Here is a 21,656-nt window from a genome sequence, read left to right as displayed (position 1 = left end):
ATGGTGCTTAAAGCAAAACTGGGTATTGCCCCTATCGCCTGGTCTAATGACGATCTCCCGCAACTGGGCGGCGACACGCCGCTGACCATCTGTCTGGCGGAGAGTCGCCAGGCCGGTTTCCAGGGCGTTGAAACGGGCGGCAAATTCCCCAAAACCACGGCCGAACTGTCCGCCGTATTGCGCGAATATCAGCTTGAGCTGGTCTCTGGCTGGTACTCCGGCACACTGCTGGACAATACCGTCGAAGAAGAGATTAAAAAGGCGTTGCCGCAGTTGCAGTTATTCCGCGATTGCGGCGCGGCGTGCCTGGTTTACGGCGAAACCGCCGGAACCATACAGAATCGGCAGGATGTGCCGTTGGCGAAGCGCCGCCGTCTTAACGACGAACAGATGCAGGCATATGCGGAAAAACTGTCGCGCTTTGCCGCATTTTGTCGTGATTTTGGCGTCCCGCTGGCGTTCCATCACCATATGGGCACCGCCATTGAAGACGAACACGATATCGATCGTTTAATGGCGGCCACTTCGGCGGAGGTGGGGCTGCTGTTTGATGCCGGCCACCTGGTGTTTGCCGGTGTAGATCCGCTGGCCATTCTGGCAAAACACGGCGCGCGTATTAATCACGTCCACACCAAAGACGTGCGCGCGGCGGTGTTGCAAGCGTTGAACTGGCAGCGTGACTCCTTCCTTGATGCCGTCTTAAAAGGCATTTACACCGTGCCCGGCGACGGCATGATTGATTTCAGCACCATTATCAACAAGCTGGCGCAAATAGGCTATGAGGGCTGGTTCGTGGTGGAAGCGGAGCAGGATCCGGCCAAGGCGCCGCCGCTGGAGTATGCGCAAATTGGTTACAAGACGCTTTGTTCTGCGTTGGACAAAGCAGGGTACACCCTGATTAAAGGAGCATTCTAATGGGGCAGTTGCACGGTAAGGTCGCCGTCGTCACCGGCGGCACGCAGGGACTCGGCGCCGCGATAGCGCGCCATTTTGCACAACAGGGCGCCGCCGCAGTGATCGTTTGTGGGCGTAATCAGGAGAAGGGCGAACAGATCGCACAACGGCTGAATAATGAAAACACCGGCAGTGTCGCTTTCGTCCGTGCGGATTTGTCTAAGGTTGAAGATTGCCGCCGGGTGATCGCCACGGCAGATGAGCGGTATGGCAGGGTGGATATTCTGGTTAACGCCGGCGGTATGACCGACCGCGGCACGATTCTTGATACCGAACCTGAGCTGTTTGATAGCATTTTCGCCACTAACGTGCGCGGCCCTTTTTTCCTGATGCAGGAAACGATTAAGGTCATGCGGCGCGAAAAGATTAACGGCAGCATCGTGAATATCTGCTCGATGTCCGCGCTCGCCGGCCAGCCGTTTATTGCCGCCTATTGCTCTTCGAAGGGGGCGCTGGCGACGCTAACGCGCAATACGGCCTATGCGCTGCTGCGCAACCGCATCCGTGTCAATGGGTTGAATATCGGCTGGATGGCGTCGGAAGGCGAAGACCGAATCATGAAGACGTATCACAATGCCGAGGATAACTGGTTGGAGAAAGCGGCGGCGGCGCAGCCGTTTGGCCGGTTGATCCAGCCGGAAGAGGTGGCGCGCGCCGTGGCATTCCTGGCGAGCGACGAGTCCGGTTTGATGACCGGCTCGGTGGTGGAGTTCGATCAGTCGGTCTGGGGCGGATACGATCAGGCGGCGGCGCCCGCGGCGCCGCTCTGAGGCTGATGTTATCAGCCTGCGTTGCGGGCTGATTGCTTATGTTTCTTTGACAGTGAGAAAAATATCCCGCAGCACCGCTGTCTTATCAACGGATGGGCAATATGGCCGTGCAACTGCAATTTGTATTCTCGGCATTTATTCTCACGCTGTTATTGGCGATTACCGATTTCAGTTTAGTTACCTCAACCAGAATCATCATTGCTCATTGATTTATGCGGAGGTTGAACCATGAACGTTTTTGCCCTTGAAGCTGAAGGCATCAGTAAATTTTTCCCCGGCGTGAAGGCGCTTGATAATGTGTCATTACGCGTGCGCCCCGGAACGGTGCATGCCCTGATGGGCGAAAACGGTGCGGGTAAATCCACGTTAATGAAATGCCTGATCGGGATATACCATCCCGACACCGGTTCTATTCGCATCAAGGGCGAACCGGTGAAGTTCCAGGATACGATGGACGCCCTGCGCTCCGGTATTTCGATGATTCACCAAGAGTTAAACCTGGTCACCCATATGACGGTGGCGGAGAATATCTGGCTGGGGCGTGAGCCCACGCGGTATGGCTTTGTCGATCACCGCAAACTCAATCAGCAGACCAGGGAACTGCTGGATAAGCTGAATATTCGTTTATCGCCGCAGAAGATGGTGGGCGAGCTGAGCATCGCTGCCCAGCAAATGGTGGAAATTGCCAAAGCGATGTCATGGGATGCGGACGTGGTTATTATGGATGAACCCACCTCTGCATTAACGGAAAGCGAGGTTGTTCACCTTTTCAATATTATTCGTGATTTACGCAAGCAGGGAAAAGCCATTATCTATATCAGCCATAAAATGGATGAAATATTTACCATTACCGATGAAATCAGCGTTTTTCGCGATGGCGCCTGGCTCGGCAGTAAGCAGACTTCGGAGTTTACCCGTCAGTCGTTGATCACCCAAATGGTCGGCCGTGAATTAACCCAGCTGTTCCCCAAATTTAATAACACCATTGGCGAAGATGTGCTGACGGTGCGTAATCTATGCCGCCAAGGGCATTTCCAGAATATCAACTTCAGCGTCCGGCGCGGGGAGATCCTCGGCGTCGCCGGCCTGGTGGGAGCCGGCCGTACTGAGGTGATGGAAAGCCTGTTTGGCATGGAGCGCTTTGACAGCGGCGAGGTGCTGATTGATGGCGTTCCGGTCAATATTGATTCTCCTTCGGTGGCGATTGATAACGGCATGGCGCTGCTGACGGAGGATCGTAAAAAGTCCGGTTTATTCCTGGTGCTGTCGGTATTAGAGAACATGAGTATCGTCAATATGCCGGAATATGTCGGCAAGAGCGGGTTCATCAAACACGTGAAAATGGCCCAGGACTGCATGAACCAAATCCATCGGCTGAATATAAAAACCCCGACCATGGATCAGATCATTAATAACCTGAGCGGCGGCAACCAGCAGAAGGTGTTAATTTCCCGTTGGCTATTGGCGCAGCCGAAAATCCTGATCCTGGATGAACCAACCCGTGGCATTGACGTAGGGGCGAAAGCGGAAATTTATCACCTGATCAGTGAACTGGCGAACCGCGGCGTCGCCATCATTATGGTGTCTTCTGAATTACCCGAGATTTTGGGAATGAGCGACCGTGTGATGGTCATGCATGAAGGGCGTATCACTGGCATTCTTGACCGGGAAGAGGCGGATCAGGAAACCATTTTGTCGTTGGCATCCCGTTGATCGAGGCTGCTGCGGCCGCCGTCATCGGTGGGCGCAGCATATAATACGAGTTCATTGGCTCGTCTGCGCGCCGATCCACGCGGCGCCGCGCACACCGCTGCTGTCGCCATGCCGTGCCGGTACGATCGGGGTGCAAAACCGGTCGGTAAAGGCATAGGCGCCGACGCTGGGGGCGAGATCCTGATACAGCGCCGGTGCGTTGGAAAGCCCGCCGCCGATGACGATCACCCCGGGATCGATCAGGTTGACGATCGTCGCCAGCATTCTGGCCAGGCGATCGCGATAGCGTGCGCATTGCTGTACCGCTTCGGCTTCGCCGCTTTCCGCCCGCGCGATAATTTCCTGCGGTGTGGCTTGCCGGCCGGTCGCCAGCTTATAGCGTTCGGCCAGCCCGGTGCCGGAAACAAAAGACTCCACGCAGTTGAACTGCCCGCAATAGCAGCGGACGGGCGGCCCATCGTTGGCCGGATCGTACCCCGGCAGCGGGTTGTGCCCGCATTCCGCCGCGTTGCCGTAGCCGCCGGTAATCAACTGCTGGTTGATCACCAGCCCGCCGCCGCAGCCGGTGCCGAGCGTCACGCCGAATACGCTATTGTGGCCCTTGCCGGCGCCGTCGGTGGCTTCAGACAGGGCGAAGCAGTTGGCGTCGTTGGCGATGGCGACGCGCTGCTTTAGCCGCTGCTGCAAATCCTGCTGTAGCGGCTGGCCGTTGAGCGGCAGAATGTTGGAATTCCTGATTAAACCGCTTTGCGGCGAAATGCTGCCCGGCAAAGCAATGCCGATCGATAACGGAACGTTAAACTTGCCCTGAAGCGTGGTGATTAGCTGGCAAACGTCGTGCAGGAACTGCGCGTAACTCTCTTTGCGCGTGGCAGTGCGTTGTTGCAGCAACAGCGCGCCATCCCCATCCAGCACCGCGGCGGCGATTTTTGTGCCGCCGATATCCAGGCCTAAATGCAGCATTTTCCCTCCTGTGGAGGGCAGGCGAGCCTGCCTGCCCTGGCTTGAGTAGCTTAGTACAGGTTGGCTTTGCCGGTGGAACCGAACAGCGCCATTTTGTGGCGGATCACCGCTTTGGCCGCTTTGATTGGTTCCGGGTAGATGGCGTTCGGATCCCACCAGGTTTCCCGGCTTAAGATTTCGCGCGCCTTCTGGAAGTAAGCGTACTTCATGTCGCTGGAAATGTTGATTTTGCCCACCCCCAGCGTGACCGCTTCGGCAATTTCAGCATCTGGGTTGGCGGAGCCGCCGTGCAGCACCAGCGGGATCGACAGCCGTTCGGCAATGTCGCGCAGAATGTGCATTTGCAACGCCGGCTTCAGGTCTTTCGGGTAGATGCCGTGTGCGGTGCCGATCGCCACTGCCAGCGTATCCACGCCGGTGCGTTTGACGAAATCTTCCGCCTGCGCCGGATCGGTATAGATCACCTTGGTGACGCCGCCTTCGATCGTGGTGCCGGTATCGCCGATGGTGCCCAGTTCACCTTCCACGGAAACGCCTACCGCGTGCGCCAGCTCCACCACCTGGCGCGTCAGCGCCACGTTTTCCTCATAGGGCAACAGCGAGCCGTCGATCATCACCGAGGTGAAGCCGCACTGGATGGCGCGCAGTACATGGGCGATCGACGCGCCGTGATCCAGGTGGATCACAAAGGGCACCGGGCTGCGCAGCGTGCGCTCGCGAACGTAGGCAAAGAATTCGTCGGTAACAAATTCCAGTTCGCTGGGGTGGATCGAAATAATCGCTGGGGTATGGGTGGATTCCGCTTCCTCCACCACCGCACGGATAAAGCAGCTGTCCGCCACGTTGAAAGCCCCAATGGCGAAATGGTGCTCGCGGGTGGGTTTTAGCATTTCGTGCATTGAAATCAACATGTTACTCTCCTTCAGTGTCTGGTTAAGGGTAAAGCTTTCCCGCACCGGTGCGGGGCACCGATGGTCTTACGTGAACGTGTGAAACGCGGCTTAGGCTTGTTGGGCGGAGCCGGACCAGCTTAGGTACTCGAACACCACTTCGCGGCTGGCGGCTTCCATCACCGCCATCAGATCGGCCAGTTCGCTGGCCGGGTGTTGTTGCAGGGCCTGTTGCAGCGCGCTTTTGCCGGCGGCGAACACCGCGGCGCCGACGTTGATCTTCGCCACGCCGTGCTGGCTGACGCGGCGAATATCTTCGGCGCGGGTGCCGCTGCCGCCGTGCAGCGCCAGCGGCACCGACGAGGCCTCATGCAGCGCGGCCAGGCGCTCAAAGTTAATCTGCGGCGTGACGTTCGGCGGATAGAGCCCGTGCGCGGTGCCGACCGAAACCGCCAGCAGATCGATACCGGTCTGGCTGATAAACGGCTGCACGTCCGCTACCTGTGTCATCTTCACGGCGGCATCGGCCAGATCGTAAACCGGTGCATCGGCGATATGGCCCAGTTCGCCTTCCACACACACCTCGGCGGTGGCGGCGATCTGCACCACCTGGCGGGTCTGGCGAATGTTTTCCGCCAGCGGGTGGCTGGAAGCATCGATCATCAGGCCGCTGAAACCGGCGCGGAATGCCTGGCCGATCAGATCAAACGCGTTGCCGTGATCTAGGCTAAGCGCCACCGGCACCGTGGCCTGCTGTGCCAGCGCGCTGACTACCGCCACCGCGACCGGGGGCGGAAAGTGCGCGCTGTGCCCCTGGTAAACGTTGAGGATCAACGGCGCCCGCTGCTGCTCGGCGGCGCTGATGGCGGCCCGCGCGGTTTCCAGGTTGAAACAGTTGATCGCCAGCACGGCATACCGCCGCTGATAGGCGTCGGCAATAACGGCTTTCATTGAGGCGTACATAGCCACTCCTGTTATTCAAGGGTGAATTTGATGTCTTCATCGCGCACGTTGCTGTCATCGGTATCGTCGAACTCTTCGTCCGCCTGCGTGACGCGTTTTTTCAGCAGCGACAGCATCACGCCGCAGATCGCCGTGCCGATGCCCAACGCCAGGCAGAACATCAGCGGTTTGGTGAACAACGGCACCACGAACATGCCGCCGTGCGGCACCGGCGCTTCCACCCCCCAGACCATGATCAGGCCGCCGGCGATGGCCGAAGCGACCACGCAGCTGGCGACGACGCGCAGCAGATCGCGCGCGGCGATCGGGATCACCCCTTCGGTGATCATGCAGATCCCCATCGGGAAGGCGGCCTTCAGCGCTTCTTTCTCTGCTTTGGTGTATTTATGGCGCGTCAGCAGGAAGGAGAGGGTGATGCCGAATGGCGGGATGATCGAACCGACAAACTTCACCGCTTCCGGGCCGTAGATGCCGTCCACCAGCATGCCGTCGGCGAACAGCGACATGGTTTTGTTCACCGGGCCGCCAAAATCAAAGGTGGCCATGGCGCCGAGGATCGCGCCCATCAGGAACTTCGATCCGCCCTGCATGGATTCCAGCAGGTGGATCAGCGCCTTTTGCAGCCAGACGATCGGCTGGCCGATAAACGTCATCATCAGCAAGCCGGCGATGATGGTGCTGAGCACCGGTAGGATCATCACCGGCATCAGCCCCTGCATCGAGGCCGGCAGTTTGATATAGCGGCGCAGCAGCAGCACGGTGTAGCCCACCAGAAAGCCGCCGAGGATGCCGCCGATAAAGCCGGTTTGGATCTGCCCGCAGATAAAGCCGACGATAAGCCCGGGAGCAAAGCCGGGGCGATCGGCGATCGAGTAGGCGATCGCCGCGCTGATCAGCGGTACGATCAGCCCCATGCCCCAACCGCCGATCTGGTTGAGCATCCAGGCGAAGCTGCCGGTTTTTTCTGCCACGTTGGTGCCGCCAATCACCTGGCCGAGGGCGATACAGATACCGGCGGCGACGATCAGCGGGATCATCCAGGAAATACCGGTGAGCAGGTGCCCCTTTATTTCCTGGCCTAGTTTATGTTTGCTGTCGTTCATAATGTTATTCCCGAAAGTTAGTCTTCAGGCGCGTTCCAGCGAGCCTGCCACTTTTTCCAGAAACTTCACCGGGGACTTAATCACCACCTCGGTTTTTACCCGCACAACCGGTTTGTCTTTGAACCTTTCTTCCCCGTTGATTTTGATGTCGATGGCCAGGATCACCACGTCGGCCGCGGCGATATCCTCGGCGGATAACGCGTTTTCCGTGCCGATGGTGCCCTGGGTTTCCACCTTGATGTCGTGATTCAGCGCCCTGGCGCCCTTGATCAGTTTTTCGCGCGCGATGTAGGTATGCGCGATGCCTGCCGTGCAGGCGGCTACACAAACTATTTTCATGTTATGCCTCGTCTTTTCCGGGTTAGCAGAGGTCTGTTTCTGCGTACAGGCTGAACAATTGAATAATTTTTTCCGGGTCTGGCTCGTCTAGCAGCCGGGCAATGACCTGCTCGTCGGCCAACGCACTGGCAACCTGCGACAGCAGGCGGATATGCGTGGTGTTCTGGTCTTCCAGGCGCACGGCGAAAAGAATGATGCAGCGGACGTTGCTGCCATCCAGCGTTTCCCAGGGAATGTCCTGGCGGGTGCGACCGATGGCCAGCGTGGTTTGCGTCACCGCGGCGGATTTTCCGTGCGGGATGGCGATATGATTTTCAAAACCGGTGGAGCCTTCGGCTTCGCGCAGCCAAACATCGCGGATAAAGGCGTCTTTGCAGGTAATGGCGCCGTCCTGATACAGCAGTTCGGTCAGTTCCTGAATAACTTCTTCTTTGTTCTTCGCCGTCATGGCTAATTTGACGCGATTGGCATTGAGAATCTTGTTAATGTCCATCCACTTCACCTCAAACAATTAAAGGAACCAGGCTGTATCCCGCAATAGTGCGTGAGTGCCGCTGGCGGTCATTGTGCTGCGCGTCAAGGCGCGAGCCGTACAGTTTGGCGGGCCCAAATAAACGGCGTGCAACGCAGAAGCGCGGCCCAATGGCCCCAGCCCGGAGGGGCGTGCCCCAAAGCCCCTCCTCTGTGTTATCGGGCTTGAACATAGGCCCACTATGCCCTGCGCCCGCAGCCTTGATGACGGGCTTTGGACGCAACGACGGCACCACGACCTATTACGGGACACAGCCTAATATTCAGCCGCCGGGAGTAAATTCACCGCCTGATGCAGTTGACTGGCAATCACCTTTTCCGTGACGCGTTTGATGTCGTCGTCATTAAAAAACGCCGAGACATAGACAATGGGCGTTTGCTGCTCTTTCAGGTGGATGGTGGAGATCACCAGATCCACCTGTTCCTGCAGGCAAAACGCCGCCATATTGCTGGCCGAAACCACGCCGACGATGATCCAGTCCGGGAAGGCACGCAGGATGCGGCTTTTCAGCAAGTGCGAGGTGCCCACGCCGCTGGAACACACCACCAGAATGCGCCGGTGGGCGATTTGCCGCTCCAGCGCCGCCTGGAAATGCACCGTCAGATAGCCCACCTCGTCTTCGGCGATCGGCTGGAGTTGAAAACGTTGGCACAGCTGCTGCGTCACCTGTTCGGTAATGTGGTAAATGTCGTGCAGCTCGTTTTTTATATCTTCCAGCAGCGGATTGCGGATGCGAATATGGTATTTCAGGCGGTTAAGCAAAGGCTTAATATGAATCAGCAGGCCGTCATACAATAATGTGTCTGAGCGCAGATCGATATTTATCATATCGGAGAAAATATCAATCAGGCTCAGCGTCATACGCCGTGATTCACCATTGGATAATTGCTGCCTGGCGGCAGAATTATCGCCGTGTTCTTCAATAACGATGCCGGAAGAAACAATATATTGATAAATAAACCAGACTTCATCATTGGGCAGGCGGTTATTAATGCGCTGCTCTATTTGTTGAACCATACTTTCCGCAATGCTGAATATAGGGCGGTCAACCTGGTTTTTCAGCGTTTCTTCGCCCAGCGGCAGCGAATTCCCCAGCGCCATACGGTGCATCATAATTAATATATGGGTGAAAATATTAATATAATAAGGCTCCCCCAGCGGGTAAGAGAGCTGCTGTTCCATTTCCTGTAGTAGCTGCTGAACAAACACCACGTCCGGTTCGCCAAAATAGTGAATGAGCGCATGGTAGCTGCCGGGATCAAGGCGCGAGTGGTTAAGGCTGCCCGGTTCTTTGTGGTTCATCACTTCATTAATCAGCGTTGCCATCGCCTGGCGCACCTGGTTTTCGTTTCCTTCAATATGGGTGCCGCTCTGGCTGCGGATCAGGCTCAACCCCAGCGGCTGGATCCAGCTTTCGATAATCTTTAAATCGTTGACGATCGAGGCATTGCTGATGAAGTAGCGCTCGGCTAACTTGCTGATGGAGGTTTCCATCGGCGTGTCGCTGAGCAACTGCGAGGCGATTTTCACCCGGCGTGCATTGTTGGCCAGCGCGTCTGAATAGCCATCGTCTGCGGCGAGTTGCTGCTCCAGTTGAATCAGGTTTTTTGCATCTTCGGCGATCAGCAAAATCCCTGCGCCCACCTTCTTTTCCGGATAAATATTCCAGGCCGCCAGGAAATCTTCAATAAACTGCATGTCGCGGTGAATGGTCTTTTCTGAGACAGCCAGATACTGTGCAATATTTTTAACCGGTATATGCGTTTGGTGTTGCAGCAAATATTTCAATAATCTATTCTGTCGCGAGGTAAGTGGGTGCATAATATAACCCTTTTATGCTTCGCTATACCCGCCATACTTCAAGCTGCAGGTGTGTTGGCTTTCCTCACTCACCCCAGTCACTTACTTCAGTAAGCTCCTGGGGATTCGCTGCGTTGCCGCCTTCCTGCAACTCGAATTATTTTGGGTATATACAAGATGTTAATTATTATTCGTTAAATGTCCATTTGCTCTTGCTTACCGCTTTTCCGTAATAATGAATATAGAAGTTGGCGTAAATAACAACAATACTAAAAACTGTCCCGTGGTTGGGACAGGATTAAAAGGTTGGCGACTGTAGGGGATTAATTTCGGTTGGATCACACTTTTCTGGCCATTAAGTGTGACTGCGATCTCATCTTGGCCGATAATAATATTATCCGCTAACAAAATATATTGTCTGCCGTACAAAAACGATGCCTTTCATCCCGTTTTTTAGCCTACCCGCCACGTTGTGATCTAGCCCGCATTGCTGATTGAAACCGGTTGCAGACGCGGTACGCTTTGCGTAATCCTGTTACTGAAACCGGTTTCAGTTGTGATTGATACCCATTGGGGATGCATCGTAACCACACAGAGGTGACATGATGGCGGCAATCAGGGATTACGTTCAGTTGGCGGCGGATATCCTCCGGGAAGTCGGGGGTGAAAAAAATATTGCGGGTTTTTCCCGATGTGCAACCCGGCTGCGGTTGGTACTGGATGAAACCCCGGCCGGCGCCAAACAGGCGATCCAGAGCCTGCCGGGCGTGATCGCCGTGGTGGAAAGCGGCGGGCAATTCCAGGTGGTGATCGGCACCCACGTCGCCGATGTGTTCAACGCTATGTCCGGTTTGGTTGATCCGCAGCGCCAACAGCAAGCGGCGCCGAAACAGCGCTGGTTGGACGCGGTGATCGGCACCATGTCCGCCGTGTTCGCCCCCATTGTGTATATCCTGGCCGCCGCGGGTATTCTGCAGGGCGTGCTGATTGTGATTACGCTGTTTGCCGAAACCTTCAAAGACACCGGCACCTACGGCGTGCTGAACTTTATGTCCTGGACGCCGTTCGCTTTTTTGCCGGTGTTTATTGCCATCACCGCGGCGCGCCATTTCAAGTGCAACCCCTATATTGCCGTGCTGTGCTGCTGCGCCTTGATCAATCCGGAATGGACGGCGATGGCCGGCCGGATTGCCCAAGGGGAGAGTATTCACTTTCTGTTTTTCCCGCTGGCGGAAACCGTTTACACCTCGTCTGTATTGCCGCCGCTGTTCCTGGTCTGGGCGTTATCCTGGGTGGAACGGCGGGTGGAAAAAGCCATTCCGGAAGTGGTCAGCGCCCTGTTTACCCCGCTTATCTGTTTCCTGATTATCGTGCCGCTGACGCTGCTGGTGATCGGCCCGATAACCACCTACGCCGCGCTGGGCATCGCCAGCGGCTATAACGCGCTGTTTAACGCCTTCCCGGCGTTGGCGGCGGCGGTGATTGGCGGCGTATGGCAGATCATTGTGATTTTTGGCGTGCACTGGGGCATTACGCCGGTGGTGATGGCCAACTTTGATACCCAGGGTTATGACTCGTTCCAGGCCTACCAGACCATTGCGGTGGTGGCGCAAATGGCGGCGGTGTTCGGTTGCTTTATTAAAACCAAAAACCGGCAGTTGAAAACCACCTCGCTGTCGGCTGGGGTAACGGCGATATTCGGTATTACCGAACCGGCGATTTACGGCGTGACGCTGCGGCTGAAAAAGCCCTTTATCTGCGGCTGTATCGGCGGGGCGATCGGCGCCGTCGTCGCCAGCTTCTTTGGTTCGCTGTACTACGCCTATGCCGCTTTGCCTGGCCTGTTTACCTTGGTGAATGCCATTAGCCCGGCGGCGCCGATGTCGTTTATCGGTGAGCTTGCCGGCAGCGCGGTGGCGATGGTGGTCAGCATCGGTTTGATCCAGATCGTCGGCTTTGACGATCCGAAAAACGAAAGCGCCGCCGGCCCGGCGGTTGGCGCGCCAACGGCGCCCGCTGCGGCACCGCTCAGCCACCAGCGCATCTCACTGTTAAGCCCGGTCAGCGGCGAACTGGTGGCGCTGGAAAGCGTGGCGGATGAAACCTTTTCCCAGAAACTGTTGGGAGATGGCGTGGCGATTAAGCCGACCCAGGGCACGATAACCGCCCCGTGCGATGCCACCGTCATGACGTTGATTGAATCACACCATGCCATTGGTCTGGCGTGCGATAACGGCGCGGAGCTGCTGATTCACGTTGGGCTGAATACGGTGGCGTTGCAGGGCAAATATTTCCGTCCGCTGGTGAAAGCCGGCGATCGCGTGCAGGCGGGCACGCCGCTGCTGGCCTTTGATCTGGCAGCGATCGCGCGTGAAGGCTACGACCTGACCACGCCGGTGCTGGTGGTCAACAGCGATGATTTCACGCTGAACCGGGAACGGTCACAAGGGCCGGTTATCTGTGGGCAGCCATTAATGAATGTTATCTAAGTAAGGGAGAAAAACATGAAAAGCCAATTACCGGATAATTTCTTGTGGGGCGGCGCCGTGGCCGCGCACCAGTTGGAGGGGGGCTGGGATCAGGCGGGCAAAGGGGTGAGCGTGGTGGATGTGCTGACCGCCGGCGCCCACGGCAAGCTGAGAAAGATCACGGATGGCGTGCTCGACGGTGAAGCCTACCCGAACCAGCAGGCGATCGATTTTTACCATCGCTATAAAGAAGACATTAAGCTATTCGCGGAAATGGGGTTCAAATGCTTTCGTACCAGCATCGCCTGGACGCGTATTTTCCCCAATGGCGATGAAAACGCGCCTTGCGAAGCCGGGCTGCAGTTTTATGACGATCTGATCGACGAGTTGCTGAAATACAATATCGAGCCGGTGATCACCCTCAGCCATTTTGAAATGCCGTACCACCTGGCAACCCACTACGATGGCTGGATGAGCCGCAAAACCATCGACTTCTTTGTGAAGTTCTCGCTAACGGTGATTGAGCGCTACAAACACAAAGTGAAATACTGGATGACGTTTAATGAAATCAACAATCAGAAAAACGTCGATGCCGATATTTTTGGCTGGATGTGCTCGGGCGTGAAGTTTACCCAAAAGCCGAAGCCGGAAGAGGCGATGTATCAGGCGGTGCATCATCAGTTCCTCGCCAGCGCGCTGGTGGTGAAAAAGGGCCATGAAATCAACCCCGATCTGCGCATCGGCTGCATGTGTTCGTTCGTGCCTTACTACCCGTACTCCTGTAACCCTGAAGACGTGATGCTGGCCGAAGTCGCGATGCGCGATCGGTTCTATTTTTCCGATGTACACATCCGCGGCTACTATCCTTCCTACGCGAAAAAAGAGTGGGCGGCCAAGGGCTACCATATCCAGATGGAACCGGAAGACGAACGGATCCTGCGTGAAGGCAAGGCAGATTACCTCGGCTTTAGCTACTACATGTCGAATGTGGTGAAGGCCGATGTGGCCAACACCAATACCGCGGAAAGCATGGACGGCAGCTCGCCGCATTCGGTGAAAAACCCTTATTTGCAGGCCAGCGACTGGGGCTGGCAGATTGACCCAACCGGCCTGCGCTATGCGTTGGCGACGCTGTATGAACGCTATGAAGTGCCGCTGTTCATCGTGGAAAACGGCCTGGGTGCCGCCGATAAGCCGGATGCCAACGGCTACTGCCAGGATGATTACCGCATTGATTACCTGCGCGCGCACATTGAGCAAATGAAAAAGGCGGTGGCGATCGACGGTGTGGATCTGATGGGCTACACCCCTTGGGGCTGTATCGATCTGGTGTCGTTCACCACCGGTGAAATGGCGAAGCGCTACGGCTTTATCTATGTGGATAAGCACGATGACGGCACCGGCAACTTGAACCGCACGCCGAAAAAATCCTTCTATTGGTATAAAGGTGTAATCGCCTCCAACGGCGAAGCGCTTTAACCGCTACCTGCGGTATCCCTACCCCAAACCAACAGGGGTAGGGGAGCCGCTTTGCTATGGCCCGGTTCAGTTTTCATTTCTGTACACATTATGTATACTTCCCCGAACGTTTCCATAAAGGTTGGTAATCAGGTGGCTGCTAACAACACTAACCCCCCGGAAAAACTTGGGGAATTGGCCTATCAGGCCTTGCACAGAATGATTCTGGAAAAAACTTTGCGTAGCGGCGGCCCGGTGGTGGAAGGGCGGCTGGTCGAAGAGTTGAATATTTCAAGAACGCCATTGCGTGAGGCATTGCTGCGCCTGGAAGGCGAAGGTTTGCTGGTTCGCTCCGGCGCGCGTTCTTATTCCGTGCGTTTCGTCAGCGCGCAGGAATATTTCCAACTGATGAAAGTGCGCGAGCTGCTGGAGCCGGAAGCCATCGCGCTGGCGATGCATAAAATTGATAAAAGCGAGATCGACGCGTTGATTGAAAAGATCAACGGGTTGAGCCAGGGGCAGCAGGAAAACGCCCACTGGCAGGTGGACGATCAGGTGCACACCCTGTTTGCCAACGCCTCCGGCAACCCGGTTTTGGCCCGCATGATCGCCCAGGCGCGCACTCACAGCCGGCTGTTCGAGCTGGTTAGTCCATTTAACCGCATTGAAGAGGATCGCCAGGAGCATTTGGCTATCCTGCAGGCCTATCTGGCCGGCGATACGGAAGCTGCCCGTGAGGCGGTGCGTACTCACCTGAAGAACCTGAGCAGCTTTGTGTTAAACCGCCTGAGCGGCGGTCTGTAACGCAGGTTTTTATGGCAATGACGGCGCCTGCGGCGCCGTTTTTCTTTGGTAGCGGAGCTGTTCTACATTGCGGCATCTTGCCCGAATGGGATTTCGATAAACCTCAATAACACACACCTGGAAAGCCTCATTTGTTCACGTTCTCGCAACGGATAGGACCATCTCCCCAACTTTTACCTTGACCATTCTTGCACTGCTTCATTGAATTAACGCCCACAACGGTGAACGGTTTGGGCTGTAATAACGTACATATGGAGGTAGCTCCTGATAGTTACCCGAAAATTAGCCGTTAACGAACCCGAGCTGCTCTGTGGAAATGAAACAGCGAGTCCGGTCATTAAAGACTTATCCAGGACAAGTTTGCTGAATATTCTCCCCCTGCCAACGGTTGGATGTACGATAAACGTGCGGAATTGGGATAGGGGGAAAAATTGTGCTTTAGGTTAGGTTGTACTATCCCCATATTGGGGGTATTTTATCCTCAGGTTAAGGGGGGTTTGGGGGTATGGAAGCCTTATTTATTGAATTACCGCCGTTCGAGCGGCATCGTGCCGAGTATCTCACCGATGATGAATTTCGTGATTTTCAGCAGATGCTGCTGAAGAACCCGGCGTGTGGTGATTTGATCCAGCATACTGGTGGGTTGCGCAAGGTGCGTTTTGGCGATGCGAGGCGTAACAAAGGGAAGCGTGGCGGGATTCGGGTGATCTACCACTGGTATCTGGAAAAGTCCCACTTCCTGCTGTTCACCCTGTATGACAAAGACCAGAAAGACGATTTAACGAAAGCGCAGCGCGATAGCTTGCGTGAAATGCTTGAACTGGCCAAGAAACGAGGGCTGTGATGAAAGAACGTGACATTTTTGGCGAACTGCAAGAAGGCATGGAGGCGTGGGGGCAGTTTAATGAGGGGAAGAAAACGCTGCGCACACACCGTGTCAGCATTAAGCCTGTCTCCATGACGCCAGCAGAGGTGAAAGCGGTACGTGAAAAACTGAAGTTGTCGCAGGCTGTTTTCGCACAGTACCTACATACCGGAGTAACCACACTACAGAATTGGGAGCAGGGATTGGCCAAACCCAATAAACAGGCCGTCTTGCTCATCAAGATGGTTGAACGAAATCCGCATATGTTGAACGAGCTGGCGGCGCTGTAGCGCCGCCAAACGTTGTGCTGTGCGATGACTATCAGGGATAAGGCCATCAACGGGTCATCATTGCTATTAAAGAAGGGTCTTTATTTGCCCGCGCCGCTTGGTTTAGCGGCTGGGCGTTTTATTCACCCGGTAGGCCGGCGCGCAGCAGCTGCAGCCTGCGCCATGCGGGTTGATGGCCGGCGGCGGCGTGGGCGCCGTTTGCCGGCGCAGCAGCACCGGTTGATAGTTGGCTTTGCGCTGTGCGGGGCGTTGGCACTGGGGGCAGGCCAGCGGCGCATCCCGTTCGGCCACCGGGCGCCGGTATTCAAACAGGCCGCAGCATTCGCAGGCATATTCATAGAACGGCATCGTCGTTACCTCACCAGTATTTCCCCAGCTCGCCACGGGGCACAAAGCGCCCCTGGCCGTTTTTGCCCAGCCACAGGCCGCCGTCGATCAGCAACTGGCCGCGCAGTAGCACCTGTTTCACTTTCCCCTGCACCTGGCGGCCCTCGAACAGCGTGAAATCGCAGTCGCTGTGCTGGGTTTCGGCGCTGATGGTCTGGGTTTCGTTAGGATCGAAGATCACGATATCGGCGTCGCTGCCAACGGCGATGGTGCCTTTGCGCGGGAACAGCCCAAACAGCTTCGCCGGCGCGGTAGACATTAGCTCCACAAAACGGTTCAACGAGATGCGCCCGGTGCGCACCCCGCCGTCATACACCACGGTCATGCGGGTTTCCACCCCCGGGATGCCGTTCGGGATTTTGGAAAAGTCGTCCGCACCGAACGGTTTTTGGTTGATTCTGCCCTGGTGCCCCTCTTTCATGCAGTAGGGGCAGTGATCGGTGGAGATCAACTGCAGATCGTCGGTTTTCAGCGCCGTCCACAGCGCGTTCTGCGACTCTTTCGAGCGCAGCGGCGGGCTCATGACAAAGCGGGCGTTGTCGAAGCTGTCTTCGTCGTCGCTGTCGGCGTAGGCCGATTCATCGAAGAACAGATAGTGCGGGCAGGTTTCGGCAAACACCGGGATGCCCAAATCGCGGGCTTCGATCACGTGTTTCAGTGCTTCTTTCGCCGAAAGGTGAACAAAATAGACCGGCGCTTCCGCCAGTTCGGCCAGCTTGATGCCGCGGTGGGTGGCCTCGCCTTCAAGGATCGCCGGGCGCGTCAGGGCGTGGTAGCGCGGTGAGGTGTGCCCCTGCGCCAGCGCTTCTTTGATCAGCAGTTCCACCACGGTGCCGTTTTCCGCATGCAGGGCGACCATGCCGCCGTGCTGGCCGACCATCCGCATTGCTTGGAAGATCGCCGCGTCGTCGGACATTACCGTTCCCGGATAAGCCATGAACATTTTGAAGCTGGAGACGCCTTCGTGGCGGATCGCGTAGCGCATATCTTCCAGCACCTGATGGTCAACGTGGGTGACGATGACATGAAAGCCGTAGTCGATATTGGCCACGCAGTCGGCCTTCGACTGTGCGCGTTCAATCGCCTGCAGCGGCGTGGTGCCGGGGTTCTGCAACGCAAAATCGATGATGGTGGTGGTGCCGCCCCAGGCGGCCGAACGGGTGCCGGAATCGAAATTATCGGCGGTGGTCGATGGGCCGAAGGTGTTTTCCATATGGGTATGGCAGTCAACCCCGCCGGGGAAGATCAGCATGCCGGCGGCGTCAATCACCTTGGTGCCTTCAGCGGCGGGAAGATTAAGGCCGATGCAGGCGATCCGTTCGCCGTCGATCAGGATATCCGCTTCATAGTCGTCTACGGCGGTAACGATGCGGCCACCGCGTATCAGGGTCAAAGACATTATAACCTCCGTTCTGGGGTGCTGGGGCGTTGGTAAGCACCGGCGTGGGCCAGTGCCGCTTCAAGGTGTTGGTACTGTGCGCGATCGAGGATCGGGATCGGCGCGCGCGTGGTGGCGCAGGGAAAGCGCCCCAGCATATGCAAACAGGCTTTCAGGCGGGCATTGGCATGGGTGCCGGGCTGGGTGCCGTAAATCGCCTTGGCCAGCGGGTAGATGTATTCATGCAGCCGGCGCGCTTCGCCAAGATCCATCGCCTGGACGGCGCGGTAGAGCGCCACCACCAGATCCGGGATCACCGCGGCCAGGCTGACGAGGCTGCCGTCGGTGCCGAGCGCAAAGCAAGTGAACAGGTGCTCGTCGCCCGAAGCCATCACGGCCACGTGCGGGGCGATATGCTGCATCAGGCGGCGGTTGGCGTCGTAGGCGGCGGTTTCCCAACTGCCTTCCTTCACCGCGACGATGTTTGGCAACTGCACCAGCGCCCGCAGGATGTCAGGCGTATAGGCCATGCCGCCGGTGCCGACGCCGGACTGGTAAAGCATCATCGGCATTTGGGCGTTGGCGTTGGTGATGCGGTGGTGATTGAGCACCGTGGCGGCGTCGGTGGACAGCGTCCAGGAGTACGGCGGGAACAACAGCAGGGCGTTGGCGCCGGCCTGCTTGGCGTCGTCGGCCTGGGCCTGGGCATCGAAGCTGTCTTCGGCGTTGATCCCGGCAATCAGGATGCTGTGCGCCGGGCACACCTGGCGGGCAATGTCCACTACGCGGCGTTTCTCCGCCCGCGTCAGGGCAAAGTTTTCCCCGGCATGGCCATTAATCAACAGGCCGCGGATGCCTTCAACCTGTGAGATTTCCTGCATATGCGTCGCCAGGATCTCTTCGTCGATGTTGCGCCCGGTGGCGTCCATTGGGCACAGCGTCGCCGCATAGACGCCGTGAAAAGGATGTGCTGTTAACATGTCTTGGCCTCTGTCTTGGTATGTTGACCATTTGCCCCGGATGGATACAGCCGGGCCGGATCGAAGAGTGGCATTTCAGGCTGCTGGCCGAGTATCTGCTGCGCCAGCAGCTTGCCCATATAAGGGCCGCTGGTGTAACCGGAATGAACACAGCCGATGACCCAGGCGTCGGGGTGATCCGGCAGTTCGCCGATCATCGGCATCGCATCGGCGGTTTCCGATTCCAGCCCCAGCCAGATACGGGCGACGCGGGCATCGCCCAGCGCCGGAATCACATGCTGGCCCAGCCGCAGATTGCCGATCAGGTTGTCCGGGATGGTCTCCACCCCGCCGCGCTCGCGGTCGCCGCGGCCCTGCCAGCCGCCGCCGATCACCACCGTGCCGTTGGCGAACTGCTTCATCGACAGCAGGCCGTTGGCGATGCTCAGTACGGAACGCATCGCCGGCGGGATTCTTTCGGTGACGATCAACTGGTTAATCAGCGTTTTCACCGGGATGGTCACGCCCAGCATTGCCAGCATTGGCTCCAGCCACACACCGCCGGCCAATACCAGGCGCGCGGCGTTAATGCTGTGTTGGTTGTCCTGCGAGCGGATCTGATAGCCGCTGCCGTGCCGGGCGATATGGCTGACCGCCGTGTGTTCCGCGATCGTGACGCCCGCGGCGCGCAGCGCGGTATGGAACGCCCGCCCGGTGAGGTAGGAACTGGCGAAGCCGTCGATCTCGCAGTAGGCGGCTTCAAGCACCGCCGGATTCAGGCCGGGCTCGATGGCCCGCGCGGCCTGCGGCGTGAGCAGCTTGATATCGGCGCCATATTCGCGGCGGGCGGCGGCGCGGGCCGCCAGCATTTCCCGTTCGTTTTCCGTGAACGCCAGCGACAGGCCGGGGGCGGCGGTTGCCAGCACGCCGTTGCCCAGCCAGGCTCCGGGGTTCATCCACATATCCCAGGCCTTGATGGCGTAGGGCACCAGGGCGGCGCGCGTCATATGCAGCGTGAGCGTCCCGGCGTTGACGCCCGAGGCGCTGCGGCACAGCGCGTGGCGCTCGAGCAGGGTTACGCGCATGCCGGCTTTGGCGAGAAACAGGGCGGTGCTGCACCCCATGACGCCACCGCCGACGACGCACACGTCGACATTTTGGCTGTTATTGACTGAAATATTCACAGTGGGGCCGCCTTGGGAATCGGGATGTCGTCATAGTCGAAGTCGCCGGTCAGGGCTTTGATCGTCAGTGGGCGCAGCGGCGTGCGCGCGGAGAACACCCCGACTTTTTCACGCGGCGCCTGCTGCTGGCGTGCCAGCAGTTCGGCCGCCACATCGCCGCAGGTGCGGCCCTGGCACGGCCCCATGCCGCAGCGCGTCCAGGCTTTCAACTGGTTGACATCCCGGGCGCCCGCGTTGCAAGCCGCTTCGATATCGGCGCGGGTGACGTCTTCGCAGCGGCAAACCACGGTTGCCGGTTCAATGCTGTCCACGTGGCCTTCACGCAGCGCCATCAGCCCCGCCATGGTGCGGCCGAAGCGGGCCGCGCGCGCGTATTGCTTGCCGGCCGCCCGCGCGGATGCCGCCAGCCCGGCCGAAGGCGCGCCGGGTTTTAATTGCTGGATGCAGGCCAGTGCCGCCAGCGTGCCGTGAATTCCCGCGGCGGCGGCGCCGGCAATGCCGGCGGCATCGCCGACCACAAACAGACGTTCGCGCGAGGTTTGCCCGTTGGCGTCGGTAACGGCAATCCAGCCGCCGGCCCGGCGGGAATAGCGGTGCTGCGCGTGCAGCAGGCGCGTAATATCGGTCGACGGGGTGAGTCCGTGGCCGACGGCCACGCAGTCCGCCAGGATGCGTTTTCTCTCACCGGCAATCGGTCGGCCGGCCGCATCGCAGGGGGCCAGTTCCGCACACAGTTGCTCCCCGGCGTTGCTGACGCGCACCAGCGTGTGGCGTGAAAAGATCGGCACGCCGGCTTTTTTGATCGCCCAGGCATAGCCGGCGCCCTGGCGCAGGATATCCGGCCGCGCCAGCATCGCCGGTGCGGTGCGCAGCCAGTCGCCGATGCCGGCGATATCCACGATGCCTGTCACTTCGCCGCCGGCTTTTAATGTGCCGCCGGCCACCGCCGCCAGCAGCGGGCCGCAGCCGGCCACCAGCGTAGTTTTACCCGGCAGGGTTTTCTGCGATTTCAATAGGATAGTGGCAGACGCCAGCCCGATGACGCCCGGCAGTGTCCAGCCTTCAAACGGCACGACCCGCTCGGTGGTGCCGGCGGCGACAATCAAAATACGCGCCCGATAGCTGGCCGGCCCCTGCGGGCCGAGGGCATCGATGCGGTAGTCTTCGGTGATTGCCCAAATTTGGTGCCCCATAAACACCCGCACCGGGCTTTTTGCCAGTTGATGGCGCAGACTTTCCCCTGCCAGAAAATCGGCGTTGCGTTCATTATCGGCGGCGACTACCGGGGCACGGTAAACCTGGCCGCCCGCCGCACCGTTTTCATCAAACAAGCCCACGCGCAGCCCGGCGTCGGCGGCCGTCAGGGCGGCATTGATACCAGCCGGGCCCGCGCCGATTACGATGATGTCAAAGTCATTCATGGCGGTTCACATCCGGTACCTGAGAGATGCTCAGCCCCGCTTTGGCCTCGGTCTTGCAAGCCAGTACTCGGCTACCGTTAACCATGACCAGGCATTCCTGGCACGACCCCATCATGCAGAACATGCCGCGTGGCTGCCGTTGCTGCGGGCTGAAGCGCAATGTTCTGACACCCTGTGAAAACAGGGCGGCGGCGATACTCTGGCCCTGCAGGGCGGAGTAGGGCTTCCCTTCGAAAGAGAAGCCGACGACTTTGGGTGTGGAATTTGGCATGGGCACGTCCTCTAAACGGTGTGAAAACTGACCAATGATGCTTGACAAGTTTTTCAGCATAGTATCATATACGAATCGTATACGTAAAGTATGCGAAAGAGCGACGATATTTGTCTCGCCTTATCGCGGTCTTGCCACACTTCA

At 57.9% G+C, this 21,656-nt stretch carries 21 protein-coding genes; 8 read left to right on the top strand and 13 right to left on the bottom strand.

What is annotated here, in order from left to right; all coding sequences use genetic code 11:
- From iolE to AC559G_RS22505, 3 genes are all read left to right on the top strand, one after another.
- The gene (gene iolE, locus AC559G_RS22515; protein ID WP_498914808.1) at nucleotides 1-915 is read left to right on the top strand and encodes a myo-inosose-2 dehydratase; all 915 of its coding nucleotides are present in this window, start codon (nucleotides 1-3) and stop codon (nucleotides 913-915) included.
- On the top strand, nucleotides 915-1,724 hold the full coding sequence (locus AC559G_RS22510) for an SDR family oxidoreductase (RefSeq protein ID WP_498914807.1): 810 nt from the start codon (nucleotides 915-917) through the stop codon (nucleotides 1,722-1,724). The genes iolE and AC559G_RS22510 overlap by 1 nt, the downstream gene beginning before the upstream one ends.
- A 228-nt stretch (nucleotides 1,725-1,952) precedes the next feature.
- Nucleotides 1,953-3,437, top strand: coding sequence for a sugar ABC transporter ATP-binding protein (locus AC559G_RS22505; RefSeq protein ID WP_498914806.1), 1,485 nt, complete (start codon nucleotides 1,953-1,955; stop codon nucleotides 3,435-3,437).
- Nucleotides 3,438-3,488: 51 nt separating this feature from the next.
- Here the strand turns inward: AC559G_RS22505 and AC559G_RS22500 are convergent, their stop codons facing one another.
- From AC559G_RS22500 to AC559G_RS22470, 7 genes are all read right to left on the bottom strand, one after another.
- The gene (locus AC559G_RS22500; protein ID WP_498914804.1) at nucleotides 3,489-4,400 is read right to left on the bottom strand and encodes an ROK family protein; all 912 of its coding nucleotides are present in this window, start codon (nucleotides 4,398-4,400) and stop codon (nucleotides 3,489-3,491) included.
- A 50-nt stretch (nucleotides 4,401-4,450) separates the two neighbouring features.
- Nucleotides 4,451-5,311: a ketose-bisphosphate aldolase gene (locus AC559G_RS22495; RefSeq protein WP_121554206.1), complete on the bottom strand. Its 861-nt coding sequence runs from the start codon at nucleotides 5,309-5,311 to the stop codon at nucleotides 4,451-4,453.
- A gap of 90 nt (nucleotides 5,312-5,401) precedes the next feature.
- Nucleotides 5,402-6,253: a class II fructose-bisphosphate aldolase gene (locus tag AC559G_RS22490; RefSeq protein WP_498914802.1), complete on the bottom strand. Its 852-nt coding sequence runs from the start codon at nucleotides 6,251-6,253 to the stop codon at nucleotides 5,402-5,404.
- An 11-nt stretch (nucleotides 6,254-6,264) separates the two neighbouring features.
- Nucleotides 6,265-7,356, bottom strand: a complete 1,092-nt coding sequence (locus tag AC559G_RS22485) for a PTS fructose transporter subunit IIC (RefSeq protein ID WP_498914800.1) — start codon at nucleotides 7,354-7,356, stop codon at nucleotides 6,265-6,267.
- 24 nt (nucleotides 7,357-7,380) lie between these two features.
- Nucleotides 7,381-7,695 (bottom strand): PTS fructose transporter subunit IIB, encoded by a 315-nt coding sequence (locus AC559G_RS22480; protein ID WP_498914798.1) that lies wholly within the window; start codon nucleotides 7,693-7,695, stop codon nucleotides 7,381-7,383.
- Between the two features lie 22 nt (nucleotides 7,696-7,717).
- Nucleotides 7,718-8,188: a PTS sugar transporter subunit IIA gene (locus AC559G_RS22475; RefSeq protein ID WP_095847044.1), complete on the bottom strand. Its 471-nt coding sequence runs from the start codon at nucleotides 8,186-8,188 to the stop codon at nucleotides 7,718-7,720.
- 294 nt (nucleotides 8,189-8,482) lie between these two features.
- Nucleotides 8,483-10,048, bottom strand: coding sequence for a BglG family transcription antiterminator (locus AC559G_RS22470; RefSeq protein ID WP_498914796.1), 1,566 nt, complete (start codon nucleotides 10,046-10,048; stop codon nucleotides 8,483-8,485).
- Nucleotides 10,049-10,632: 584 nt separating this feature from the next.
- Here AC559G_RS22470 and AC559G_RS22465 point away from each other — a divergent pair.
- From AC559G_RS22465 to AC559G_RS22445, 5 genes are all read left to right on the top strand, one after another.
- Nucleotides 10,633-12,516, top strand: a complete 1,884-nt coding sequence (locus AC559G_RS22465; RefSeq protein ID WP_498914883.1) for a beta-glucoside-specific PTS transporter subunit IIABC — start codon at nucleotides 10,633-10,635, stop codon at nucleotides 12,514-12,516.
- 15 nt (nucleotides 12,517-12,531) lie between these two features.
- Nucleotides 12,532-13,974, top strand: a complete 1,443-nt coding sequence (locus AC559G_RS22460) for a glycoside hydrolase family protein (protein WP_498914794.1) — start codon at nucleotides 12,532-12,534, stop codon at nucleotides 13,972-13,974.
- A gap of 132 nt (nucleotides 13,975-14,106) precedes the next feature.
- Nucleotides 14,107-14,757, top strand: a complete 651-nt coding sequence (locus AC559G_RS22455; RefSeq protein ID WP_498914793.1) for a GntR family transcriptional regulator — start codon at nucleotides 14,107-14,109, stop codon at nucleotides 14,755-14,757.
- A 505-nt stretch (nucleotides 14,758-15,262) separates the two neighbouring features.
- Nucleotides 15,263-15,601 (top strand): toxin, encoded by a 339-nt coding sequence (locus AC559G_RS22450; RefSeq protein ID WP_498914792.1) that lies wholly within the window; start codon nucleotides 15,263-15,265, stop codon nucleotides 15,599-15,601.
- Nucleotides 15,601-15,912 (top strand): helix-turn-helix domain-containing protein, encoded by a 312-nt coding sequence (locus AC559G_RS22445; protein ID WP_346081591.1) that lies wholly within the window; start codon nucleotides 15,601-15,603, stop codon nucleotides 15,910-15,912. The genes AC559G_RS22450 and AC559G_RS22445 overlap by 1 nt, the downstream gene beginning before the upstream one ends.
- Nucleotides 15,913-16,014: 102 nt before the next feature.
- On the opposite strand, the gene AC559G_RS22440 is transcribed toward AC559G_RS22445, so the two are convergent.
- From AC559G_RS22440 to AC559G_RS22415, 6 genes are read right to left on the bottom strand one after another with little or no spacing between them, the layout of a single operon-like run.
- Nucleotides 16,015-16,260: an FmdB family zinc ribbon protein gene (locus tag AC559G_RS22440; protein ID WP_498914790.1), complete on the bottom strand. Its 246-nt coding sequence runs from the start codon at nucleotides 16,258-16,260 to the stop codon at nucleotides 16,015-16,017.
- A 10-nt stretch (nucleotides 16,261-16,270) separates the two neighbouring features.
- On the bottom strand, nucleotides 16,271-17,698 hold the full coding sequence (hydA, locus tag AC559G_RS22435; RefSeq protein WP_279025702.1) for a dihydropyrimidinase: 1,428 nt from the start codon (nucleotides 17,696-17,698) through the stop codon (nucleotides 16,271-16,273).
- Nucleotides 17,698-18,657, bottom strand: a complete 960-nt coding sequence (locus AC559G_RS22430) for a dihydrodipicolinate synthase family protein (RefSeq protein ID WP_498914787.1) — start codon at nucleotides 18,655-18,657, stop codon at nucleotides 17,698-17,700. The genes hydA and AC559G_RS22430 overlap by 1 nt, the downstream gene beginning before the upstream one ends.
- A complete protein-coding gene (locus AC559G_RS22425) occupies nucleotides 18,651-19,820 on the bottom strand; it encodes an NAD(P)/FAD-dependent oxidoreductase (RefSeq protein ID WP_498914786.1) in 1,170 nt (389 codons plus the stop codon). Before AC559G_RS22425 ends, AC559G_RS22430 begins: the two co-directional genes overlap by 7 nt.
- A complete protein-coding gene (locus AC559G_RS22420; protein WP_498914785.1) occupies nucleotides 19,817-21,241 on the bottom strand; it encodes an FAD-dependent oxidoreductase in 1,425 nt (474 codons plus the stop codon). Before AC559G_RS22420 ends, AC559G_RS22425 begins: the two co-directional genes overlap by 4 nt.
- Nucleotides 21,234-21,512 (bottom strand): (2Fe-2S)-binding protein, encoded by a 279-nt coding sequence (locus tag AC559G_RS22415; protein WP_498914783.1) that lies wholly within the window; start codon nucleotides 21,510-21,512, stop codon nucleotides 21,234-21,236. The genes AC559G_RS22420 and AC559G_RS22415 overlap by 8 nt, the downstream gene beginning before the upstream one ends.
- Between the last annotated feature and the right edge of the window lie 144 nt (nucleotides 21,513-21,656).

The sequence above is a fragment of the Gibbsiella greigii genome (assembly GCF_039540155.1).
GTDB classification, from domain to species: Bacteria; Pseudomonadota; Gammaproteobacteria; order Enterobacterales; family Enterobacteriaceae; genus Gibbsiella; species Gibbsiella quercinecans.
The sequence above is the reverse complement of the archived record's forward strand: the minus strand, read 5'-3'. Positions and strand labels throughout refer to the sequence as shown.